The organism is Methylosinus sp. Sm6 (assembly GCF_019802345.1).
Lineage (GTDB): Bacteria > Pseudomonadota > Alphaproteobacteria > Rhizobiales > Beijerinckiaceae > Methylosinus.
In genome coordinates this window covers 17,196-38,527 of sequence record NZ_JAINDZ010000033.1, presented here as the reverse complement: position 1 = coordinate 38,527, position 21,332 = coordinate 17,196, and the positions used below count along the sequence as shown (strand labels likewise).

Sequence of the window (21,332 nt, the reverse complement as noted above, 5' to 3'; positions counted from 1 at the left end):
CTGAGGAGCCGCCGTAGGCGGCGTCTCGAAGGACGGCCGCAGGGCGAAATCAAAGGGTTCTCCCCATCACCCTCGTCCTTCGAGACGCCCGCTTCGCGGGCTCCTCAGGACGAGGGTGATGGGGCTATGGTCCTTCACCCGATTGCCCTGGGCGCGGCGGCGAGTTCTCGCCTTTTGGCGCATGGATTGCATGTCTTCTGTGTCTGATCCGGAAGGCGACACGCGCCTTCATGCCCAGGCGAGTTGAGCTCAGACCTGGGAGGCGACGATGCGATCGCCCGGACGCAGCCGCAGCATGTGCGAATGGGGCGAGTTCGCCGAGGATGGGAAGGCGCTCGAGCGTCTGCTCGACGCAGACAGCTCCGGCGCCTTGTCGCCCTTTCTGCTGCTTTCGCAGCCGGGCGTCGACGCCAAGGACCAGCGCCGCTGCTCCGAGCTGTGGACCCGCGATCGCCGCGCCGCCGCCGCCACGGAGCGAAAGGCCCTCGACTTCCGCTTCCGCGCCGCCGATGGGCGGAAGATCAAGCTCGGCTATCTCTCCAATGATTTCCACGATCACGCGACCGCGCTGCTGCTGATCGAGACGCTGGAGGCGCATGATCGCGGCCGCTTTTCCGTGAACGCCTACTCCTATGGGGCGGACGACGGCAAGGCGATGCGCCGTCGGCTGGTCGACACATTCGACAGCTTCACCGATGTGAGCGCGCTCTCCGACGGCGACGCGGCGCGGACGATCCATCGCGACGAGGTGGACATTCTGATCGACCTCAAGGGCTTCACCTTCAATGCGCGCAGCGGCATTCCGATGCTGCGCCCGGCGCCCGTGCAGGTGAACTATCTCGGCTATCCCGGCACGCTCGGCGCGGAGCTGTGCGACTACATCATCACCGACGACTATGTGACGCCGCGCGAGACCGCCGCCGATTATTCGGAATCTTTCGCCTACATGCCGCACAGCTATCAGCCGCGCGGCCGCGCCGGACCGATCGGCGACAGGCCGACGCGCGCCGCCATGGGCCTGCCGGAGCAGGGCGTCGTGTTCTGCTGCTTCAATCAGGCCTATAAGTTCACGCCCGAAATCTTCGATGTCTGGTGCCGGCTGCTCGACGCTGCGCCCGGCAGCGTCCTCTGGCTGCTCGCCGCGCCGACCGCCGAAGGCAATCTGCGCAATGAGGCGTGGAAGCGGGGTGTGAACGGCAATCGACTCGTCTTCGCGCCGGACATGACGCAAGGCGATCATCTCGCGCGGCTGCAGCTCGCCGATCTCGTCCTCGACACGGCGCCCTACAATGCCCATACGACGGCGAGCGACGCTCTATGGGCCGGGACGCCCGTCGTTACCTGCAGCGGCTCGACCTTTCCGTCGCGAGTCGCGGGAAGCCTGCTGCGCGCCGTCGGACTGACGGAGCTGATCGCGGCCGATCTCGATGATTATTTCGCGCTCGCCCTGCGGCTCGCCGCCGAGCCCGCCAGCCTCGCGGAACTGCGGGCGAAGCTCGCCCGCAACCGTGCCGGGGCCGCTCTGTTCGATGTCGCGACCTACACGCGCGATCTCGAAGGTCTGTTCCAGTCCATGTGGAGCCGGCGGTCGGCGGGCCTGCCGCCGGCGCTGATCGAAGCGGAGTAGCCCCCGATTCGAGGGGCGATCCTTCTCCCGCGAAGCGTCGCGCGCGGGAGAAGGGGCGCAGCGTCGAGGCGCCGTTTACCGCACCAGAATATTCTTGAACTGCCACGGGTCCTCGAGATCGATGTCCTCGGCGAAGAGGCCCGGACGACCCTCGAGCGGAGTCCAATCCGTGTAGAATCCTTCCACCGGGCCGAGATAGGGCGTCTGCACCTCGAGGCAGCGGCGGAAGTCCACCTCGTCGGCCTCGACAATGCCGGCGGTCGGATTCTCGAGCGCCCACACCATGCCGGCGAGCGCCGCCGAGCTGACCTGCAGGCCCGTGGCGTTCTGATAGGGCGCGAGCTCGCGCGTCTCCTCGATGGAAAGGCGCGAGCCGTACCAATAGGCGTTCTTGGCGTGGCCGTAGAGAAGCACGCCGAGCTCGTCGATGCCGTCGACGATCTCGTTCTCGTCGAGGATTTTCCAGCTCGGCTGCATCTTGCCGGCGGCGCCGAACATCTCGTGCAGCGACAGCACGGCGTCATTGGCCGGGTGATAAGCGTAGTGACAGGTCGGCCGATAAACCACCGCGCCCGAAGGATCGCGCACGGTGAGAAAGTCGGCGATCGAGATCGACTCGTTGTGGGTGACGAGGAAGCCATATTGCGGCCCCGGCGTCGGCGTCCAGGAGCGCACGCGCGTGTTGGCGCCCGGCGACTTCAGATAGATCGCGGCTCCGCAGCCCGAAGCATGTGTGCCTGCGATTTCGGGGAGCCATTTCTCATGCGTGCCCCAGCCGAGCTCGGCGGGCTGCTGCCCCTCGGAGACGAAGCCCTCGACCGACCAGGTGTTCACGAAGACGTCGAGCGGCTTGGGGTCCTTGGCGCGCTGCGTGTCGCGCTCGGCGATGTGAATGCCCTTGACGCCGAGCTTGGCCGCCAGATGGCCCCAGTCGGCGCGCGTCTTCGGCTCCTCGACCGCGAGGCCGACGTCGGCGGCGATGTTCAGCAGCGCCTGCTTCACGAACCAGGACACCATGCCCGGATTGGCGCCGCAGCAGGACACCGCGGTCGGCCCGCCCGGATTGCGGCGGCGCTCCTCCAGCACGGTCTCGCGCAGCGCATAATTCGTGCGCGCCTCATTGCCGAGCTTCGAATCGAAATAAAAGCCCGTCCAGGGCTCGACGACCGTGTCGACATAGAGGCAGTTCAGCTCGCGCGCGAGCTTCATGATGTCGAGCGAGGAGGTGTCGACCGAGAGATTGACGACGAAGCCCTGGCCCTCGCCTTTGGTCAGCAGGGGCGTCAGCACCTCGCGGTAATTGTCCTTGGTCAGTCCGACCTTCTGGAAGGCGATGCCGCGGATGTCCAGCATCTCGCGATGCGTGTCGACCGGATCGACGACGGTGAAGCGGCTCTTGTCATAGTCGAAATGGCGCTCGATGAGCGGCAAGATGCCCCGTCCGATGGAGCCGAAGCCGATCAGCACGATCGGGCCGGTGATCTTGGCGTGGACGGGCCATTCTGTCATTTCGTTACTCTCCGGAGTTCGAGAAATTGTGCGGCGCGTTACAGCAAGAGCAGCGGACATAATCAAGCCCGGAAAGCTTCACCGGAGGAGATCGTCGGGGAAGGGGGGATCAAAATCATGACCATGGCCTCGGACCATCGGGAGACAGCCGCCGATCGGCGCGCGCCCGCCGCCGTTCTGGAGGCGTCCCTCGCGCGAGCCGGCGGCGCAGGGCTCGAGCTCGTCTTCGGCTTTCATCGCTCGCCCTTCGGCGAGGCGCTGCTGCTCGCCGAAGGGCGCGGGCTCGCCGGGCTCGGCTTCGTCGATGGCGATCGGGAGGCGGCGCTCGACGATTTTCGCCGTCGCTGGCCGAAGGCGCGCCTCGCCGCCGACGCGGCCGCGACCGCGGCTTTCGCGCGGCGCGTCTTCGATCCGGCCGAATGGCGGGCGGACCGTCCGCTGCTCCTCGCGCCGGTCGGATCGCGCTTCGACCTCGATGTATGGCGGCGGCTGCTCGATGTCGCGCCCGGCGCGACCACGACCTATGGCGAGATCGCGCGCAGCCTCGGCCGCCCGTCTGCGGCGCGCGCCGTCGGCGGCGCGGTTGGGCGAAATCCGATCGCCTTCGTCGTGCCCTGCCATCGGGTGATCGGCGCGGGAGGCGCGCTCACCGGCTATCATTGGGGCCTTCCCCGCAAGCAGGCGATGCTCGCCTTCGAGCGGAGCGACTCGAATGGTAAAGAGCGAGCCTTCAGGCTCGCTCTCGAAGCCCATCAAATTCGATGAAGCAGGCCACTAGCGGCGACGTTCCGGCCGCGCGAAATGCGCCTCGGCCTCCTTCATCAGCCGCTCCTCGTTGATCTTCCAATAACGCCATAGCGCGACGACGCCGAAAACGGCGCCGGCAAGGCCGATCCAGCCGATCGGCCCGGCGATCCGCGTGATCGCAATGCCGAACACATAGCCGCCGATCCCGAACAGGAACGACCAGCAGATGCCGCCGGCGGCGTTGTAGAACAGGAATTTCAAGGGGTCGAAGCGATTGGCGCCGGCGAGCACCGCGGCGAGAATGCGTAGCAGGGCGACGAAGCGGCCGAAGAAGACGATCGCCCCGCCCCAGCGCATGAACAGATATTGGCCGAGCCGCAATTGCGGCGGGCCGACGCCCACATGGCCGCCATAGCGCATGAGCAGGCTCACGCCGAACTCGCGGCCGATCCAGAAGCCGATATTGTCGCCGATGATGGCGCCGGCCGCCGCCGCCGCTATGATGAGCTCGATCCGCACATTGCCGGAATGGCCGGCGTAAATCGCCGCGCCGACCAGCATCGTCTCGCCGGGCAAGGGAATCCCGGCGCTCTCCAGCGCCACGACGACGAATACGGCCCAATAGCCGTAGGTCGTCAGAATTGCGACAATCTGCGCTTCGTCGATCAGTCCTGCCATCATCCGCCTCGACGCGACCAGCGCCAGCATCGCGCGCGAGCCCGCATCCGGGCAAGGGGGCCGATCAGAACGCCGATCAGAACGCTTGGAGCCGCGCCCGTTCGAGACGCGCCATCGCGGTGCAGGAGAGGCCGCCGCGACGGAAGAGAGGCGCGCCCATTTCCTCGCCCTGGTCCGAAAACAGCGCGCCGTCCTCGAGCGCGGCTTCGACCACGCGTCGCAAGCCATGCAGAATCGGCTGGTCACAACCGGCGATCAGCCGCGCGAGCTCGGCGCGGGCCTCGTCACCCGCGCGCAGGGCAAAATCACGCATGATCACCGACACGAACCGACCCTCGCTGACGCCATTTTCCCGCGCGGCGGCGCGCACTCTTTCCGCGAAGGCGCCGCCGATGCAGCAGGTCGCGGCCTGCGCGACCTTGTCGTTCGAACATGAATGGATCAGATCGGTGACGAGCATGGCCTTCTCTCCGAATCCCGAACGAACCCGCGGCGACCGAACATGCCAGCGCATGAAGGAAATCCCGCAATTCTCTGTGGTTGGCGTGTCGGCCTCGCGCTTTACGCAAGAGCCGGACCACCTCGCCGTCCCACCTAGAGCTCGACTACAGGGCGCGAACGGCGTAAGCGTGGCGATAAGCCGCCGGAAAAACGCCTCTCCCTCATCCTCGGCGATCGGCCCGCCCCATTCCGGGCAGAGGCTAAACGCATCAGCGAAAAAAAAGTTTCCTGGCGGAGAACCAAACTTTGGCGGCGCCGTTATCAGATCGTCGCCTCGTCGAGGGACGCTCCGCGGCGTCCCGAAGGCCTGTTCGCAAGAGGATGCATTCATGAAAAGACGCGCATTCTTGAAATTCATGATCGCCGGAGCGGCAGCCTCGGCCGTCGGCGTTTCCACAGAGGCTCTGGCTCTGACCTCGCTGCCGGCGCCCGCGCCGACGACGCCTGCCGCGCCGAACCCCGAAGCCGCGGTGGCCACGCCGGCCGACCTCGAGCAGGCGAAGGTCGAAAAGAGTCAGTGGGGCTATCGGCGCTACTATTGGCGTCCGCGCCGCCGCTATTGGCGCCGCCGCTGTTGGCGCCGCCGCTTCTGGGGGCCGCGCCCCTGGCGCCGCCGCCGTTATTACTACTGACCGCGAAGGCGCGGCGGGGCGCCGGCCCCGCCGCAACGCGCGTCACATATTCGGGTAATTGGGGCCGCCGCCGCCCTCCGGCGGAACCCAGTCGATGTTCTGCGCCGGGTCCTTGATGTCGCAGGTCTTGCAGTGCACGCAATTCTGCGCGTTGATGACGAAGCGCGGATCGCTCTTCGTCGCTTCCTCGGCATAGACCACCTCATAGACGCCGGCCGGACAGTAGAGCCGGGCCGGCTCGCCATAGAGCGGCAGATTCGTCCCGATCGGGATCGACGGATCGGCGAGCTTCAGATGGACCGGCTGGTCCTCCTCGTGATTGGTGTTGGAGACGAACACGGAGGAGAGCTTGTCGAAGGCGACCTTGCTCGCGAGCTTGGGATAGGAGAGCGGCGCGACCTCGTTCAGCGGCTTCAGGGTCGCATGGTCCGGCTTGCCGTGCTTCAGCGTGCCGAACAGCGAGGCTCCGAACAGCTCGTTGGTCCACATGTCGAAGCCGAACAGCGGCGCGCCGAGATAGGTGCCGAATTTCGACCAGAGCGGCTTGACGTTGCGGACCGGCTTCAGATCGCGACCGATGTCCGAGCCGCGCCAGGCCGCCTCATAGCTCGCCAGCTCGTCATGGGCGCGGCCCGCAGCCAGCGCCTTCGCCGCATGCTCGGCGGCGAGCATTCCCGACAGCACGGCGTTGTGCGATCCTTTGATGCGCGGGACGTTCATGAAGCCGGCCGCGCAGCCGATGAGCGCGCCGCCGGGGAAAGAGAGCTTGGGCACGCTCTGCCAGCCGCCTTCGGTCAGCGCGCGCGCTCCATAAGAGATGCGCTGGCCGCCCTCGAGCGTCGGGGCGATCAGCGGATGCGTCTTGAAGCGCTGGAACTCGTCGAAGGGCGACAGCGTCGGATTCGAATAGTTCAAATGCACGACGAAGCCGATCGACACATACTCTTCTTCGAAATGATAGAGGAAGGAGCCGCCGCCGGTGTCGGAAGAGAGCGGCCAGCCGAACGAATGCTGCACGAGCCCGGGCTTGTGTCTGGCCTTGTCGATGCGCCACAGCTCTTTGAGCCCGATGCCGAATTTTTGCGGCTCGCGCCCGTCCGAAAGCCCGAATCTGGCGATGAGCTGCTTGGCGAGCGAACCGCGCGCGCCCTCGGCGATCAGCGTATATTTGCCCCTCAGCTCCATGCCGCGGGTAAAGCTGTCCTTCGGCTTGCCGTCGCGGCCGATTCCCATGTCGCCCGTCGCGACGCCCAGCACCGCGCCATTGTCGTCATAGAGCAGCTCGGCGCCGGCGAAGCCCGGATAGATCTCGACGCCGAGACCTTCCGCGCGGGCGGCGAGCCAGCGCACCACATTGCCCAGCGAGCCGACGAAGTTCCCGTGGTTGCTCATGAGCTTGGGCATCAACACATTGGGAATGCGGACGCCGCCCTTCGCCCCGAGCAGATGGAATTGGTCGTCATGGACCTCGGTCTTCAACGGCCGCTCCGGGTCCTCGCGCCAGTCCGGCAGCAGGCGGTCGAGGCCGATCGGGTCGATCACGGCGCCGGAGAGTATATGCGCGCCGGGCTCCGAGCCCTTCTCGATGACCACGACGGAGAGGTCCGGCGCGATCTGCTTCAGCCGGATCGCCGCGGCGAGGCCCGCCGGGCCGGCGCCGACGATCACGACGTCGTAATCCATGGCTTCGCGCGGGGGGAGTTCTTCTGTTTCGGCCATCGTTTGTCCCTGGAGCGAAATTGCGAGCGAGAGCGATTTCACGTTTTAGCGAAAGAGAAAACCCCTCGGGTGATGATTCGCCGCTCGTTTTTTGCTCCTGGCCGCGTGGACCGGCCACGTGGACCGGGCCTTGATTGAGCCGCGGCAGAGATTTGGCGGCTGGCCGGAAGCGCAAGACTTTCGACGTTCGGCTGTTCTCCTGCGTCGCAGGAGAAGGCGGCCCTCGCTGACGCGAGGGCCGGATGATGGTTGCTGAGATACGAGATCGGTCGGAAGCGGTCGAAGGCAGGCCATCGTGACGGCTGGAATTCTCATCTGCCCCCGCTTCGCGGGACCGCATTCCGCTACGAGCGGGAGAAGGGAGCGCCCCTCCGACTTCGCCGATCTTTATGCCGACACGATCGCGCTCGGCCTCTTCACGCTGGTGTCGATGGGCCTCGCCTTTCCGCGATTCCGACAGACGCCGGACTGAGCGAGCGTCAGCTGTCGCCGCCCTTGCGGCCGGCTCTCGCTGCGGTCGCGCCTTCCTTTTCGGCGGGCTTGGCGTGCGGACCTCCCGATTTCTTGCCGCCCTCGCGTCCCGCTTCGGCGGCGAGATTGCGGTCCTTCGAGAAGCTGCGCTCCTGCGCCGGAACGCTCTGCCCGCCCTTGCGTCCGGCCTGAGCGGCGAGTTCGTGATCTTTCGAGAAGCTGCGTTTCTCCGCGGGAACGCTTTCGCCGCCTTTGCGGGCGATCTCGCGCTGCTTGGCCTCGTCCATGGCGGCGAAGCCGCGCTTGGCGGCCTCGCGCCCGGACGGCTCCCGAGCCTGGCCTTTCTGCATGTTCGTTCTCCCGAGCGCCCCGACCCGCCAACCCGCGCCGCGACCGAAAGTTCCGCGCCCGGCGTCGATCCCAAAGAAAAACGCCAACAAATTTGGGATGTTGCCCGAGCCGGCGCAGGCTGCGCCCGCAGCGCGTCCTCGCGCGCTGCACAGATTCGCTCCGGCCATTGACAAGGCGCATCCGGCAACCGTATGAGAGCGGCGGGCCCAGGTGGCGGAATTGGTAGACGCGCTGGTTTCAGGTACCAGTGGTGAAAGCCGTGGAGGTTCGAGTCCTCTCCTGGGCACCAATGGCTCGTAAGCCGTTGAACGTCATAATCCCGGGCGAGACGAGGCGTCGACCGGCGCGCATCTCGACGGACTGTGGTCGACCGGCGCTTCGCGCCCTCTCCTCTGACGATCCTCTTCGATCGGACAGCGCTCTAGCGGAGAAGTCCGCGCGGCAGCATGCGTTTGAGCGTATCGTCCCGATACACGCAATGATGGACGATCGCCGCGATCGAATGAACTCCGACCAGCGCGATGAGACCATGCGCGAGAAGCTCGTGAATTTCTTCGAGAGAATGCTTGAAGGCTCGATCCTCGACCCAAGGGGAGGGGATGTCGGCGACGCCAAAAATCGATAGCGGCTCGCCGCCGGCGAAGAGCGTTGCGACACCGAGGGCCGGCGCCGCCAACAGCAGCGCATAGAGCGCCAGATGACCGACCTTCGCCAAGACATCGGCTGTGCGTCCCATGGCGCTCGGCTCCGCTGGCGGAGGAGGATCGATGAAGCGCCAGGCGACTCGCAACACGAGCAGTGCGACGACGGCCTCGCCGACGATAATATGCGCAAATTCGGCGGTCTCACGGGGCGCGCCCTTCGGAAATTCTTCGCCGAGCAGGCCAAGTCCCCAGGCGGCAACAACCGCCGGCGCCGAAAGCCAATGCAGGGCCTGCGCCGTCATGCCGTAGCGCCGTCGATGCTCGTCCGAATGCGTCATCATTTCTTCCCGTCTCGCTCGTCTCGGGAGTTCCCGAGACACGTCGAGGAACCCGGACCTTGGATATTCGGTGCGGCAGGCGTTCTGTAGCGGCTCCTTCGGCGAAAGAAGGGCGAGCGGGCTGGCGTAAGGTGAACGAAACGAGCGTATCTGATGGCTTCGCGGATTGCACGCCGGAAATGATGCGCGTCCGCAAGCCGCCTTCGCGACAGGCGATCGACCAGAATTGCTCCATTCGCCGCAGCCTGCGGCGCTGGCCGGAAGCCGCGCCGTCCGGACAAGGAAGATTCGCGCCCCCGCAAGGCCTGTCGGTAAGGCCTACCGCCGCTTCATGCGCCCCTGATCCACTTCATTTCGTCGATCGCGCGATCAGCTCGTGAATCGTCTTCGTCAATTGCTCGAGCTCGGTGGGCTTGCTCAGCCGCACGCTGTTCTGAAGCGCGGTTCGACTCGCCGGGAGGAGCGATCCGCCGCCGGTCAGAATGATGGCCGGCACGTCGCGATTGAGCATTTCGCGCAGCCGCATCACGATCTGTGAGCCCGTCGCGCCCTTGCGTAGATAGTAATCGCTCACGATGATGTCCGGCAGCACGCGCTCGTCCACGACACGCGCCGCCGCCTCCTCGCCATCGGCCGCGGTCGCCACGGTGAAGCCTTCCAGGACCAGGGCGAGCTCGAGCGATTCGCGCACGCCCGCATCATCGTCGACGAGCAGGATCACGCGTCTCGTCTCTGCGAGCGTCGCGCAGGGATTGCCCGCCGCGCTCCTCGCGCCGTCCCGTCGAGGCCCGAGAACCGTCTGAGCGGAGAACGAATCTGCGAACGGCGCTTCGGCCGCGCCGTGGCGGGGGAGCGATATGCGAAAGCAGGTCCCCGATTCGTCGCTCGATTCGACGTCGATGACGCCGCCGTGCGCGTCGGCGATCTGCTTGCATATGAACAGTCCGAGGCCGAGGCCGCGCGTGCGGTCGCCGCTGCGAAACGGTTCGAACAGAACCTCGCGCAGGCTCCTCGGCAGGCCGCAGCCGCCGTTGCGCACTTCGACCTTCACCCAGGACGGCGCGCGTCCATCGACGCGAATATGCACATAGCCGCCCGCCGGCCCATGCTCGACGGCGTTGCCGACGAGATTGGAGACGAGCTGCAAGAGCCTGTCGGCGTCCCAGCTGCCGCGCGTGTCGCCGACATATTCGACGCGAAACAGGCTTTCATGCGCGGAAAATTCGTCGACGATCTGCTCCACGACGCGGCGCAGCTCGGCGGGCGCGCGGCGAATGGCCAATCCGGCGTCGGCCCTTATGCGGGTGACGTCCAGAATTTGCGCGATCATGCGCGCCATGCGATCGCCGCTCCGGCGGATGGTCTCGAGCGTTCGTCGCGCCTCCTCGTCCTTGGCGAGGCGCAAGCCGCGCTCGGTCGCCGTCACGATTCCCTGCAGCGGATTGCGCAGGTCGTGACCGAGAATGGCGACGAAGATCTCGCGCATGCGCTCGGCCTGCAGCAGCAGCTGCCGCTGCCGCTCGAGACGCACGAAGACATCCACCTTGCTGCGCAGGATCTGCTCGTCGATCGGCTTCCAGAGGTAATCGACCGCTCCGATCTCATATCCTTTGAACATGCGCGACGTCTCGCGCGTTCCGGCGGTGACGAAGACGATCGGCACGTCGCGCGTCTTCTCGACGCCGCGCATCAGCTTCGCGAGCTCGAAGCCGTCCATCTCCGGCATCTGCACATCGATGATGGCGACGGCGACATTGTGGGCAAGAAGAATGTCGAGCGCGGCTCGGCCCGAGAGCGCGGTCGCGATCACGAAATCGTCGCATCGCAGCATCGCCTCCAGCGCGAGGAGATTATCCGCGCAGTCGTCGACGAGGAGAACCATCGGTCGGTCGCCCGACGCGGTCTCGTCGCCGTCGGCGACATGCGGCGGCAGGCGGCTCGATCTCCCAGACGGCGAGTTTGCGACGGCCTTCATCATTTCACCCGATAGATTTGTTCATCGCCCGAAACCAGCTCCAGACAGCTCGCATGGCGGGAGAACGCCAGCGTCTCGCCATGGCCGAGCCCCAGGAAGCCGCGCGGACACAGCGAATCGCGAAACAGCGCGATGCTGCGCTCTTGAAGCTGCCGGTCGAAATAGATCAATACGTTCCGGCACGAAATCAACTGCGCCTCCATGAAGGAGGCGTCGGTCGAGAGACTGTGGTCGTAAAAAAAGACGCGCCTCCGCAGCAGCGGATCGACCACGGCGCGCGATCCCGAAACGACGAAATAGTCCGAGAGCCGCGCGCGGCCGCCGGAGGATCGGTAGTTCTCCTCGAATTGTCCCATGCGCGAGGCCTCATAGGCGCCGGCGCGCGCGATCGCCATGCTTTCCATGTCGATATCGGTCGCATAGATGAGCGTGCGCTCGAGCAGTCTTTCCTCGTGCAGGATAATCGCGATCGAATAGGCTTCTTCGCCCGTGCCGCATCCGGCGATCCAGATCCGCAGAGACGGATAGGTGGCGAGATGAGGCGCGACCGTCTCGCGGAGGAGGCGAAAATAGCTCGGGTCGCGGAACAGGTCGCTGACCTGGATGGTCAGATGGCGAAGCGATTCGGCGAAAGCGTTCGTATCGTGAACGATGCGATCGAGCAGCTCGGTGGTCGTCGCGCAGCCGAGCGCGGCGCTCGCGCGTGCGACGTTGCGCCGAATCGACGAACGCGCATAGCCGCGGAAATCATATTGATGGACGCGATAAATGGCTTCGAGCAGCAGGTCGAGCTCGATCTCCGCCGTTTGCTGCGATCGAGAAGCCATTACTTGGGCATCCATACGCGGATCAGGGAGAGCAGCTTTTCGACGTCGATCGGCTTGGCGACATAGTCATTGGCGCCGGCGTCGAGGCATTGCTGGCGGTCGTCGGCCATGGCCTTCGCGGTCAAAGCGATGATCGGCAGGAAGGCGAGCTCTTTCCTCTTGCGAATTTCGCGGATCGCCTCCAGCCCGTCCATTTCCGGCATCATGATATCCATCAGCACGAAATCGATCGACGGCTCGCGACCGAGCCATTCGAGCGCCTCGACGCCGTTGCGCGCGATGTGAGCCTTGGCGCCTTCGCGCTCCAGCATCGCCGTCAGCGAGAAGATGTTGCGCACATCGTCCTCGACGAGCAGGACGCGGCGGCCGTCGAGCGCGGATTCGCGGCTGCGCGCCACCTCCAGCATATGCTGCTGCTCGGGCGACAGCTTCGATTCCGCCTGATGCAGAAACAGCGTCACCTCCTCGATGAGGCGCTCGGGCGAGCGCGCGCCTTTGATGATGATCGACTTCGACAGGCGCCGAAGCTCCTGCTCCTCGTCGATCGTCAGCGAACGCGCCGTATAGACGATGACCGGCGGCAGGCTGCGGCCGCCGCCCTTGCTCATCTCGCGCAGCAGATCAAATCCGCTGACGCCGGGCAGCATCAGATCCAGAACGATACAATCGAATCTCTGGTCGCGGATCGCCGCCAGCGCGGCCTCCGCCGCGTCGACCGCGACAATGTCGATTCCATCGGCCGCGAGCAGCTCGATCAGCGCGTCGCGTTGCACGCCTTCATCCTCGACGACGAGAATGGATTTGGCCTCGCGCGACAGCCTTTCCTCCAATATCTGGAAGGCGGACACGAGCTGCTCGCGTTTGGCCGGTTTCAAGATATAGCCGACCGCCCCCATTTCCAGCGCGACCTGCTGATAATCATGGACGGAGACGACGTGAATCGGCGCATGGCGGATCGCGGGGTCGCGCTTGACCAGCTCCAGCACGGCGAGGCCCGATTGATCGGGAAGCCCGATGTCGAGCACGACGGCCTCCGGCCGAAAGGCGCGAGCGAGCTGAATCGCGTCGTCCGCCGTTCCGGCGACGATGCATTTGAAGCCGAGCTCGCGGGCGAGGTCGCGAAGGATCTCGGCGAAATGAGGGTCGTCCTCGACGATGAGGACGATCTTGCGGGAGTCGTCGATCGAAGCGCGATCGTCCGCGATCGCGGGAGGCGCCACGCCGACGGGCGGCGGCGGCTCCGTCGCGGCGGCCGGCGCTCTGACGGTCGAGGCGAACAATGTGCGCAGCGGGAGACGCAGCGTGAAGGCGCTTCCTTCGCCGAGCGCGCTGCGCACGCTGAGCTCGCCTCCGAGCAGCGCAGCGAATTCCTGCGAGATCGAAAGACCGAGGCCCGTGCCGCCGAATTGGCGATTGCTTCCGCCATTGGCCTGCTGAAAGGCATGGAAGATGATCTCGTGCTGATCCGCCGCTATGCCGATGCCGGTGTCCTTCACCGTGAAGGCGAGACGCTTGTCGCCGTCGCGCGCCACGGTGAGGCGCACTTCTCCCGCTTCGGTGAATTTCAGGGCGTTGGACAGAAGATTCGACAGGATCTGATGGACGCGCTGGCCGTCGGTTTCGATCGACTCGGGACAGCCCGGCTCGACGGCGACGCGGAAATCGAGCTTGCGCTCCGCGGCGAGCGGCTCGAAGCGCCGCTCGAGCGCGCTCACGAGAGGAATGATCGGCGTCGCTTCGATGTCGAGATCGATCTTGCCGGCTTCGATCTTGGAGAGATCGAGAATATCGTTGATGAGCGCGAGCAGATCATTGCCGGCCGACGTGATGCTCTGCGCATATTTGACCTGCTCGGGCGTCAGATTTCCGCTTCTGTTGTCGGCGAGCAGCTTGGCGAGAATGAGCGTGCTGTTCAGCGGCGTGCGCAGCTCGTGCGACATATTGGCGAGAAATTCGGATTTGTAGCGGCTCGCCCGCTCGAGCTCGGTCGCCTTCAGCCGCAGCGCGACCTCGGTCGCCAGCAGGCTCTCCCGCTGCAGCTCCAGCGCATGCGTGCGCTCTTCCAGCGTGTCGTTCACTTGCCGCAGCTCTTCCTGCTGCGCGGTCAGCTCCTCGCCCTGCGCGCGGGACTCTTCCAAGAGCGCCTGAATTTTTGCGCGCGACTCGGCGGCGTCGATCGCCTGGGCGAGGCTCGCCGCGATGATGTCGAGCAGCTCGAGCTGGCGCGGCGAGAACGCCGAGAAGGAGCCGAGCTCGACAGCGCCGCGCGTCACGCCGTCGTGGACGAGCGGGAAAATGACGAGATTGCGGGGAACCGCAGCGCCGGCGCCCCATTGGATGCGGATGCTGTCCTCGGGCACGTCGGTCACGATGATGCGCCGCGCCTCGAGGGCCGCTTGGCCGACGAGTCCCTGGCCGAGCTCGATCGTCGCGGGAACGCCGGAGCTGGTCGCATAGGAGCCGGTCAGGCGGAGGACGTGGCTGCCCTCCTCGAGCACATATTGCACGGCCACCTGCGCATCGAGCGAACGGCAGAGGAGCGAGAGCACGCGCTGCGAGAGTTCTCTGAGGCTCGGGTTTCCGCTCATCGCCCGGCCGAGCGCCGTTTGCGTCTCGGCGATCCAGACCTGACGCTCGTTGCGCGCCGCCGCCTCGCGCAGCGCGCGGGTCATCGACTGCAGCGATAGTCCGAGCCGATCCTTCTCGCTTCTCGGCGCCGGATCTGCCGAATAGTCGCCCTCGGCGATGAGCTCCATCTCATGGGCAATGTTGCGCAGGCTGCGCACCATGTCGTTCAGCGTCGTGCCGAGCAGATCGTCGGAGCCCGTCGGGGCGATGCGATGGTCGAGGTCGCCTCCGGTCACCGCCTGCATCACGCCGGCGATGTGCTGCAGGCGCGCGCGATGCGCCTCGAGGCTCTGCGCGGTGCGCGCGCCATAAGTGTCGACGACGATCGCCGAATCGAAGGCGATCAGCCGTCGAACGGACAGAGCGGCGGAGGCGCGCGCGGCGAGGCGCTCGTCGGCTGCTATGGCGCGCAGCATCCAGGCGGAGACGAACTCCATCGCCAGCAGATAGATGAGCAGCCCGAGCTCGATGCGCGCATGAACCTGACCGATCACGCGTCGACGCTCGACATAGGCGTCGTCGATATCGGCGCAGAGAAAGTCTTTCCAATAGTCGTGCTGCTGCCCCTTCAGCCGCTGCAGGAGCTTCGGGTCGGAGAGAAAACGCTCGAATTCCGGAAACGCCTTCAGCCACACATAGAAATCGTCGATCAGCTCGGGAATGCGCGCGACCAGGACCACGCCGACGAAGCGGACGTCGTCGAATGTCGACTCGTCGAGACCATGCGACGCTTCGAGCGAGGCGTGATGAACGAGGAAATTCGCCGTCGTCTCGCTGGTCGACATGGTGTCCCAACCTATTCGAACGATATCGCGAGCTTGCTCGAATCGGCGTCGAGAGAGCGGCGCTCGCCGACGTCCGCGTGGCGCCTCCCAGTATCAATGACGTCCAATGGTCAAGGTTGTATTTACGCGCTCCGGTCGCGTCAATGGCGCCGGATCGGACATGGCTCCGGATCGGAGGTCGGGGCGGCCGGGCGAGCGAGAAACGGCGCCGGAGCCGCCCGGGGAGCAATCCGCCTTGGTCCTGGCGACGCAATCCCGCCCCGGATCGCTGCGCGCTCCGGCCCCTCCCGCGCATGAGCGGGGAAAGCGCCGTTTTCGGCGTTCGCCCGATCGCCTTTGACCTCACGCCCCTCGATGCGCTAAATCACCGTGGTAACGAGCCCCGGCGTTACGCGCCGGGGCTCTCGCGCGTTCTAAAGGGATTCGAGGCGGAGCCCATGGCGAATGTGGTCGTGGTCGGCGCCCAATGGGGCGACGAGGGCAAAGGCAAGATCGTCGACTGGCTCTCGCTAGAGGCCGATGTCGTGGTGCGCTTCCAGGGCGGCCACAACGCCGGGCATACGCTCGTCATCAACGGCGAGACCTATAAGCTGGCCCTGCTGCCGTCCGGCATCGTCCGGCCGGGAAAGCTCTCCGTCATCGGCAATGGCGTCGTCGTCGATCCGCACTTTCTCGTCGGCGAGATCGAGCGGCTGCGCGCGCAGGGCGTCGCGATAAGTCCTCAGAATTTAAAGATCGCCGAGAATGCGCCGCTCATTCTCTCGCTGCACCGCGAGCTCGACGCGCATCGCGAGGAAGCGGCCGGCAATGGCGTCAAGATCGGCACCACCAAGCGCGGCATCGGCCCCGCTTACGAGGACAAGGTCGGCCGCCGCTCCATTCGCGTGATGGATCTCGCCGAGCCCGACACGCTCGACGACAAGATCACGCGCCTGCTCGCCCATCACAATCCGCTGCGCCGCGGCCTCGGCCTGCCGGACATCGAGCTGGAGGCCATTCGCGAGGAGCTGCTCAGCGTCGCGCCAAAAATTCTGCCCTTCATGGACGCGGTGTGGGAGCTGCTCGCCGAAGAGCGCCGCGCCGGCCGGCGCATCCTGTTCGAGGGCGCGCAGGGCGTGTTGCTGGACGTCGACCACGGCACCTATCCTTACGTGACCTCCTCCAACACGGTCTCGGCCGCGGCGGCGAGCGGCTCGGGCCTCGGGCCGGGCGCGATCGGCTATGTGCTCGGCATCGCCAAGGCCTATACGACGCGCGTCGGCGGCGGGCCGTTCCCGACCGAGCTCACCGACGCCATCGGCGAGCTGATCGGCGACCGTGGCCGCGAGTTCGGCACCAATACCGGGCGCCGTCGCCGCTGCGGCTGGTTCGACGCCGTGCTGACGCGGCAAGTGGTCAAGACCGCGGGCATAGACGGGATCGCTCTGACCAAGCTCGATATTCTCGACGGCCTCGACGAAATCAACGTCTGCACACATTATCTTCTCGATGGCGCGCGCATCGATCGCCTGCCCGCCTCGCAAGCGGCGCAGGCGCGCGTGGTTCCGGTCTATGAGACGATCGAGGGGTGGAAGGGGACGACCGGGGGCGCGCGCTCCTGGGCGGACCTTCCGGCTCAGGCGATCAAATATGTGCGGCGGATCGAGGAGCTGATCGGCGCGCCGGTCGCGCTCTTGTCGACGAGCCCTGAACGAGACGACACGATTCTCGTGCAGAATCCGTTCGAGGATTGACGCGAATCGCGCGAAATGCTCTTGAAGTCGCATGGCTGACTACTACTCGCTGCTCTCTCGCGCAGTCGCCGCTCTGCCGCAATCTGCGCCCGAGTCGCGGCAGGCTGTCTATGAGCGCGCCCGCAAGGCGTTGTTCAAGCAGCTGCGCGGCATTCAGCCGCCGGTCGCCGAGGAAGACATCGACTCCGAGGGCCGCGCGCTCGACGAAGCCATTGCAAGGGTGGAGCTGGAGGCGGTTCGCGCCGCTGCGGCCGGCGCCGAGCGCAAGGAGCCGGCTGTCGCGCCCGCGCCGACGCCGACCTCCGAGCCGACGCCGGCTGTCGAGCAGCCGCTGCGAGAAGCCGAGCCCGCGCGCGAGGAGGGGAGCGCCCCGGCGACGCCGCAGCGTCCGGCCGCGCCGCTTCCCTCTCTGCCGGAGCCGACGAGCAATACCCGGCGCGTTCTGGTGATCGCCGGCGTGCTGGCCGCCGTGGTCGCGCTGGTGGCGTTGCTGGCGCTGCAATTTCGGGAGCGCCCCGAGGATCTCGCCAGGCTGACGCTGGGGCCGCAGACCGGCGAGGAGCCGGCGGAAGGCGGCAAGCTGGCCGACCGCGTCGGCGGCGGCGAGCCGGCGGCGCCGGTCGAGTCCAGCAAGCCGACCGACCAGACCCAGAAGGCGCAGCCTGTCGCCGTGGCGCAAAAGGCCGAGCTATGGGTGGCCGCGCCGGAGGAGGCGAGCAAGGTCAAGACCTTTTCGGGCACGGTGATCTGGCGTTTGGAGAGCGTGCCGACCGGCGCCGGACAAGCGCTGACCCCCGCGATCCGCGGCGACATCGATATTCCCGGCGCGCAGCTGAAAGCCGCCCTCGTCATTCAGAAGAATCTCGATCCCGCCCTCTCCGCCTCGCACACGATCAATGTGTCGTTCCAATTCGCGCCGGGCGGCGAGTTCAAAGGGGTGAAGACGATCGCGGCGCTGCAGATGCGCCGCCCCGAGGCGCAGTCGGGCGAGCAGGTGGCGGGCGTTCTGGTGCCGATCACCGCGAACAACTTCCTCATCGGCCTTTTGCCCGGCAATCCCGAGGCGCGCAATCTGACGCTGCTGCGCGCGCCGTTGATCATCGACCTGCCGATGCAGCTCGAGAACGGCCGCGCCGCGACGATCGCGCTGGAGAAGGGCCCCGCCGGCGAGCGCGTCTTTCTCGACGCGCTGGACGCCTGGGCGCAGAAGTAGGGGGCGGGCAGGGATACCTCCCATCACCCTCGTCCTTCGAGACGCCGCCTCCCGCGGCTCCTCAGGACGAGGCTCGGGGATTTTATCCTTCACCCGATTGCCATTGCGAATAGAATTCTATTCGCTATTCGCTGGGAACGGCGCTTCTTTCTCGCGCGAGCGGGAGGCGAGGAGATCACCACAAATCGAGATCCATCGCCTGCTCCACATGAACCGGCAGGCGGCGCGGCGCGATGAACACCGCGTCGGCGCGCAGCACGTGATCCGCGGCCCAAGGGTTGGCGGCGAGCCAGCGCGCCGCCGCGCGGGAGATGCGACGGCGCTTCTCCTCGGTGATCGACGTCATCGCCTCTTGCAGAGTCGCGCGCGCCTTCACCTCGACGAAGGCGATCGTGCAGCCGCGCTGCGCGATGATGTCGATCTCGGCGCCGCGCAGGCGGTAGCGCCGCGCGAGGATCGTATAGAATTTGCAGCGCAGCCAGAGAGTCGCGATCGTCTCGGCGCGCAGCCCGCCGAGATGGCGCGCGCGCCGCGCGTCGCTGTCCGCGCTCACGAGGGACGCCCCGCCGCGAGCTTGATCGCCCGCGCATAGACTTCGCGGCGCGGCCGGCCGGTCGAGGCCGAGACCACGCTCGCGGCGTCTTTCACCGAATGATCGGCGAGCGCCGCCTCGAGCTTCGCGTCGAGATCGGCTTCGCTCGTTTCCTCCGCCCCTGCCTCCGGCGGCGCGATCAGCAGCACGATCTCGCCCTTCGGCGGCTCCTCGTCGCGCAGCGCGGCGGCGAGCGTATCCAGCCGGCCGCGGCGCACCGATTCGTAGAGCTTGGTCAGCTCCCGCGCGATCGCCGCCTCGCGGGGGCCGAGCACGGCGGCGCAATCTTCCAGCGTCTCGGCGACGCGCCGCGGCGATTCGAAGAACACGAGAGTGCCGGGAATGCGCGCGAGTTCGGCGAGGCGCGCGCGCCGCGCGCCGCTCTTATGCGGCAGGAACCCCTCGAAAAAGAAGCGGTCGGTCGGCAGGCCGGCGATGACGAGAGCCGCCAGAACCGCCGAAGGTCCCGGCACCGAGGTGACCTTGATTCGGCGCTCCAGCGCCTCCGCCACCAGCTTGTAGCCGGGATCGGAAATGAGCGGCGTGCCGGCGTCGGAGACGAGCGCCAGCGCCGCGCCGGCCTCGAGCCGCGCGATCAGATGCGGCCGCATCACCTGCGCATTGTGCTCGTGATAGGCGACGAGCGGCGTCGCAATCCCATAATGGGCCAGCAGCGTCTTGGTGACGCGGGTGTCCTCGGCGACCACGGCGTCGGCCGCGGCGAGAGTGGAGAGCGCGCGGAAGGAAATATCCTTCAGATTGCCGATCGGCGTTGCGACGAGATGCAGTCCCGGCTCGATCTTCTCCGCCTCGGCGCGCAGGCCGAAAGCGGCGTATCCCGGCGCCCGAGGCGCATCCTCTCTGCTCGCGGACATCGAAATTCTCCTGCGCCTGCGCGGCTTCTGTTCTGATAATCGGCCGCTCGTTCGTTTTATAGAACGGCGGCGCGGCCTTCAAGGCCGCAATTTCCCCGCAAAAATCACATCTGGTAAATTTTAGGGGTTGCCGTTTGCTTTCCGCGATCGCGTATAGAACGGTGATCGCGTCGCGCCGTTCGAGCGGGAGGCTTGGTTCGAATCATGGGTCATGTCGGCGAATTTACACGTCGCAGCTTTGCGGGGCTGGCGCGCGCGCTGCTCGTTACCGGCGCGTCGCTGTCGCTTTTCGCCTGCAACCCGCTCTCGGGTCCCGGTGTGCCGGGCGCGCGCGATCTGAAGCTCGCCGCCCCCGTCGGCCAGGTCGAGGTCGGGCCGCTCGCCGACAGCGGCGAGCTGATCGGCAATGGCGCGACGCGCATCGCGCTGATCGTGCCGCTGAGCCAGGCCTCCGGGCCGAGTCAGGTCGGCGCCTCGCTGCGCAACGCCGCCAAGCTCGCCTATGCCGAGAGCGGCACCAACGACGTGACGATCCTGGTGAAGGACGATCATTCGACGCCCGCCGGCGCGGCGCAGGCGACGCAGGCGGCGCTGAGCGAGGGCGCCGAGATCGTCATCGGCCCGGTGTTCGCCGGCTCGGTGCGCGAGGCCGCGCGCGTCGCGCGCAGCGCGAGCAAGCCGGTCATCGCCTTCTCGACCGATTCCTCGGTCGCCGGCCATGGCGTCTATCTCTTGTCCTTTCAGGTCGAATCCTATGTCGACCGCATCGTCGCCTATGCGGCCGAGCGCGGCAAGAAATCCGTCGCCGTGCTGGCGCCCGAGGGCGATTATGGCAATGTCGCGCTGGCCCAGTTTCAGCAGAGCGCCGCCGAGCATGGCCTGCGCGTCCTCACTATCGAGCGGTACAAGCCCGGCGCCTTGCAGCCCTCGGTGCAGCGCATCGCCGCGGCGAGCGAGCAGATCGACGCTCTGTTCGTCCCCGAGCAGGCCGAGGCCATGGCCGCCGTCTCGCGCGAATTGCTGGCGGCGGGGCTCGATCTGAAGCGCATCCAAATTCTCGGCACGGGCCTCTGGAACGACGCGCGCGTGTTGAAGCTGCCGGCGCTGCAAGGCGCCTGGTTCGTCGCGCCGGAGAACACGGGCTTCAATGCGCTCGCCCAGCGCTATCGCGCCAAGTTCAATTCCGATCCGGCCCGCATCGCGACGCTCGCCTATGACGCGGTGTCGCTCGCCATCGCGCTGTCGCGCAGCCAGGGCTCGCAGCGCTATTCGGAGAGCGTGCTCACCAATCCGTCCGGCTTCAATGGCGCCGACGGCGTGTTCCGCTTCAAGGCGGACGGCTCCAATGACCGCGGCCTGTCGGTGCTGGAGATTTCCGGCGGCGCGGCGAGAGTGCTGGCGCCGGCGCCGCGGAGTTTTACGGGGAATGGGGCGTGAGGGCGGCGCAACGCTGCGGATCGTCTGAAAATCATTTTTGGCAGCTTGTC

Annotated in this window: 18 protein-coding genes and 1 tRNA gene; 8 read left to right on the top strand and 11 right to left on the bottom strand. The window is 66.5% G+C overall.

All coding sequences use genetic code 11. The annotated features are described in order from the left end of the window. Positions 1-268 precede the first annotated feature (268 nt). Positions 269-1,627, top strand: coding sequence for a UDP-N-acetylglucosamine-peptide N-acetylglucosaminyltransferase (locus K3F48_RS18650; RefSeq protein ID WP_222576933.1), 1,359 nt, complete (start codon positions 269-271; stop codon positions 1,625-1,627). A gap of 75 nt (positions 1,628-1,702) precedes the next feature. On the opposite strand, the gene K3F48_RS18645 is transcribed toward K3F48_RS18650, so the two are convergent. Further along, complete coding sequence (locus K3F48_RS18645; RefSeq protein WP_222576932.1) at positions 1,703-3,136, bottom strand: homospermidine synthase; 1,434 nt, start codon at positions 3,134-3,136, stop codon at positions 1,703-1,705. A 117-nt stretch (positions 3,137-3,253) separates the two neighbouring features. Here K3F48_RS18645 and K3F48_RS18640 point away from each other — a divergent pair, with 117 nt between their 5' ends. After that, positions 3,254-3,901: a methylated-DNA--[protein]-cysteine S-methyltransferase gene (locus K3F48_RS18640; protein ID WP_305080296.1), complete on the top strand. Its 648-nt coding sequence runs from the start codon at positions 3,254-3,256 to the stop codon at positions 3,899-3,901. A gap of 9 nt (positions 3,902-3,910) precedes the next feature. Here the strand turns inward: K3F48_RS18640 and K3F48_RS18635 are convergent, their stop codons facing one another. Together K3F48_RS18635 and K3F48_RS18630 are read right to left on the bottom strand one after the other, a co-directional pair. Then, a complete protein-coding gene (locus tag K3F48_RS18635) occupies positions 3,911-4,561 on the bottom strand; it encodes a DedA family protein (protein ID WP_222576948.1) in 651 nt (216 codons plus the stop codon). 76 nt (positions 4,562-4,637) lie between these two features. Continuing rightward, positions 4,638-5,021 (bottom strand): hypothetical protein, encoded by a 384-nt coding sequence (locus tag K3F48_RS18630; protein WP_222576931.1) that lies wholly within the window; start codon positions 5,019-5,021, stop codon positions 4,638-4,640. Between the two features lie 370 nt (positions 5,022-5,391). On the opposite strand from K3F48_RS18630, the gene K3F48_RS18625 reads away from it, so the two are divergent. Then, positions 5,392-5,694: a hypothetical protein gene (locus tag K3F48_RS18625; protein ID WP_222576930.1), complete on the top strand. Its 303-nt coding sequence runs from the start codon at positions 5,392-5,394 to the stop codon at positions 5,692-5,694. A 42-nt stretch (positions 5,695-5,736) separates the two neighbouring features. Here the strand turns inward: K3F48_RS18625 and K3F48_RS18620 are convergent, their stop codons facing one another. After that, complete coding sequence (locus K3F48_RS18620) at positions 5,737-7,413, bottom strand: electron transfer flavoprotein-ubiquinone oxidoreductase (protein ID WP_222576929.1); 1,677 nt, start codon at positions 7,411-7,413, stop codon at positions 5,737-5,739. Positions 7,414-7,708: 295 nt separating this feature from the next. On the opposite strand from K3F48_RS18620, the gene K3F48_RS18615 reads away from it, so the two are divergent. Next, entirely contained in the window at positions 7,709-7,885 is a 177-nt protein-coding gene (locus tag K3F48_RS18615) for a hypothetical protein (RefSeq protein WP_222576928.1), read from the top strand. A 7-nt stretch (positions 7,886-7,892) separates the two neighbouring features. On the opposite strand, the gene K3F48_RS18610 is transcribed toward K3F48_RS18615, so the two are convergent. Further along, on the bottom strand, positions 7,893-8,171 hold the full coding sequence (locus K3F48_RS18610; RefSeq protein WP_222576947.1) for a KGG domain-containing protein: 279 nt from the start codon (positions 8,169-8,171) through the stop codon (positions 7,893-7,895). 268 nt (positions 8,172-8,439) lie between these two features. Between K3F48_RS18610 and K3F48_RS18605 the strand changes: the two genes are divergently transcribed. Continuing rightward, positions 8,440-8,524 (top strand) — tRNA-Leu (locus tag K3F48_RS18605). 132 nt (positions 8,525-8,656) lie between these two features. Here K3F48_RS18605 and K3F48_RS18600 read toward each other — a convergent pair. The 4 genes from K3F48_RS18600 to K3F48_RS18585 all read right to left on the bottom strand — a co-directional run bounded on the left by K3F48_RS18600 (position 8,657) and on the right by K3F48_RS18585 (position 15,432). Beyond that, positions 8,657-9,220, bottom strand: coding sequence for a cytochrome b (locus K3F48_RS18600; protein ID WP_255609375.1), 564 nt, complete (start codon positions 9,218-9,220; stop codon positions 8,657-8,659). A 346-nt stretch (positions 9,221-9,566) separates the two neighbouring features. Then, entirely contained in the window at positions 9,567-11,099 is a 1,533-nt protein-coding gene (locus tag K3F48_RS18595) for a response regulator (protein WP_255609373.1), read from the bottom strand. A 92-nt stretch (positions 11,100-11,191) separates the two neighbouring features. After that, complete coding sequence (locus K3F48_RS18590) at positions 11,192-12,019, bottom strand: protein-glutamate O-methyltransferase CheR (RefSeq protein ID WP_222576926.1); 828 nt, start codon at positions 12,017-12,019, stop codon at positions 11,192-11,194. Then, positions 12,019-15,432, bottom strand: coding sequence for a response regulator (locus K3F48_RS18585; RefSeq protein ID WP_222576925.1), 3,414 nt, complete (start codon positions 15,430-15,432; stop codon positions 12,019-12,021). Before K3F48_RS18585 ends, K3F48_RS18590 begins: the two co-directional genes overlap by 1 nt. Positions 15,433-15,869: 437 nt before the next feature. Between K3F48_RS18585 and K3F48_RS18580 the strand changes: the two genes are divergently transcribed. Next, a complete protein-coding gene (locus tag K3F48_RS18580; RefSeq protein ID WP_222576924.1) occupies positions 15,870-17,165 on the top strand; it encodes an adenylosuccinate synthase in 1,296 nt (431 codons plus the stop codon). A 31-nt stretch (positions 17,166-17,196) separates the two neighbouring features. Continuing rightward, the gene (locus K3F48_RS18575; RefSeq protein ID WP_222576923.1) at positions 17,197-18,378 is read left to right on the top strand and encodes a hypothetical protein; all 1,182 of its coding nucleotides are present in this window, start codon (positions 17,197-17,199) and stop codon (positions 18,376-18,378) included. Between the two features lie 175 nt (positions 18,379-18,553). Here the strand turns inward: K3F48_RS18575 and K3F48_RS18570 are convergent, their stop codons facing one another. Both K3F48_RS18570 and rsmI read right to left on the bottom strand, forming a co-directional pair. Then, complete coding sequence (locus K3F48_RS18570) at positions 18,554-18,931, bottom strand: YraN family protein (protein WP_222576922.1); 378 nt, start codon at positions 18,929-18,931, stop codon at positions 18,554-18,556. Further along, positions 18,928-19,845: a 16S rRNA (cytidine(1402)-2'-O)-methyltransferase gene (gene rsmI, locus K3F48_RS18565; RefSeq protein WP_222576921.1), complete on the bottom strand. Its 918-nt coding sequence runs from the start codon at positions 19,843-19,845 to the stop codon at positions 18,928-18,930. Before rsmI ends, K3F48_RS18570 begins: the two co-directional genes overlap by 4 nt. A gap of 204 nt (positions 19,846-20,049) precedes the next feature. Here rsmI and K3F48_RS18560 point away from each other — a divergent pair, with 204 nt between their 5' ends. Continuing rightward, on the top strand, positions 20,050-21,282 hold the full coding sequence (locus tag K3F48_RS18560; protein ID WP_222576920.1) for a penicillin-binding protein activator: 1,233 nt from the start codon (positions 20,050-20,052) through the stop codon (positions 21,280-21,282). Positions 21,283-21,332 lie beyond the last annotated feature (50 nt).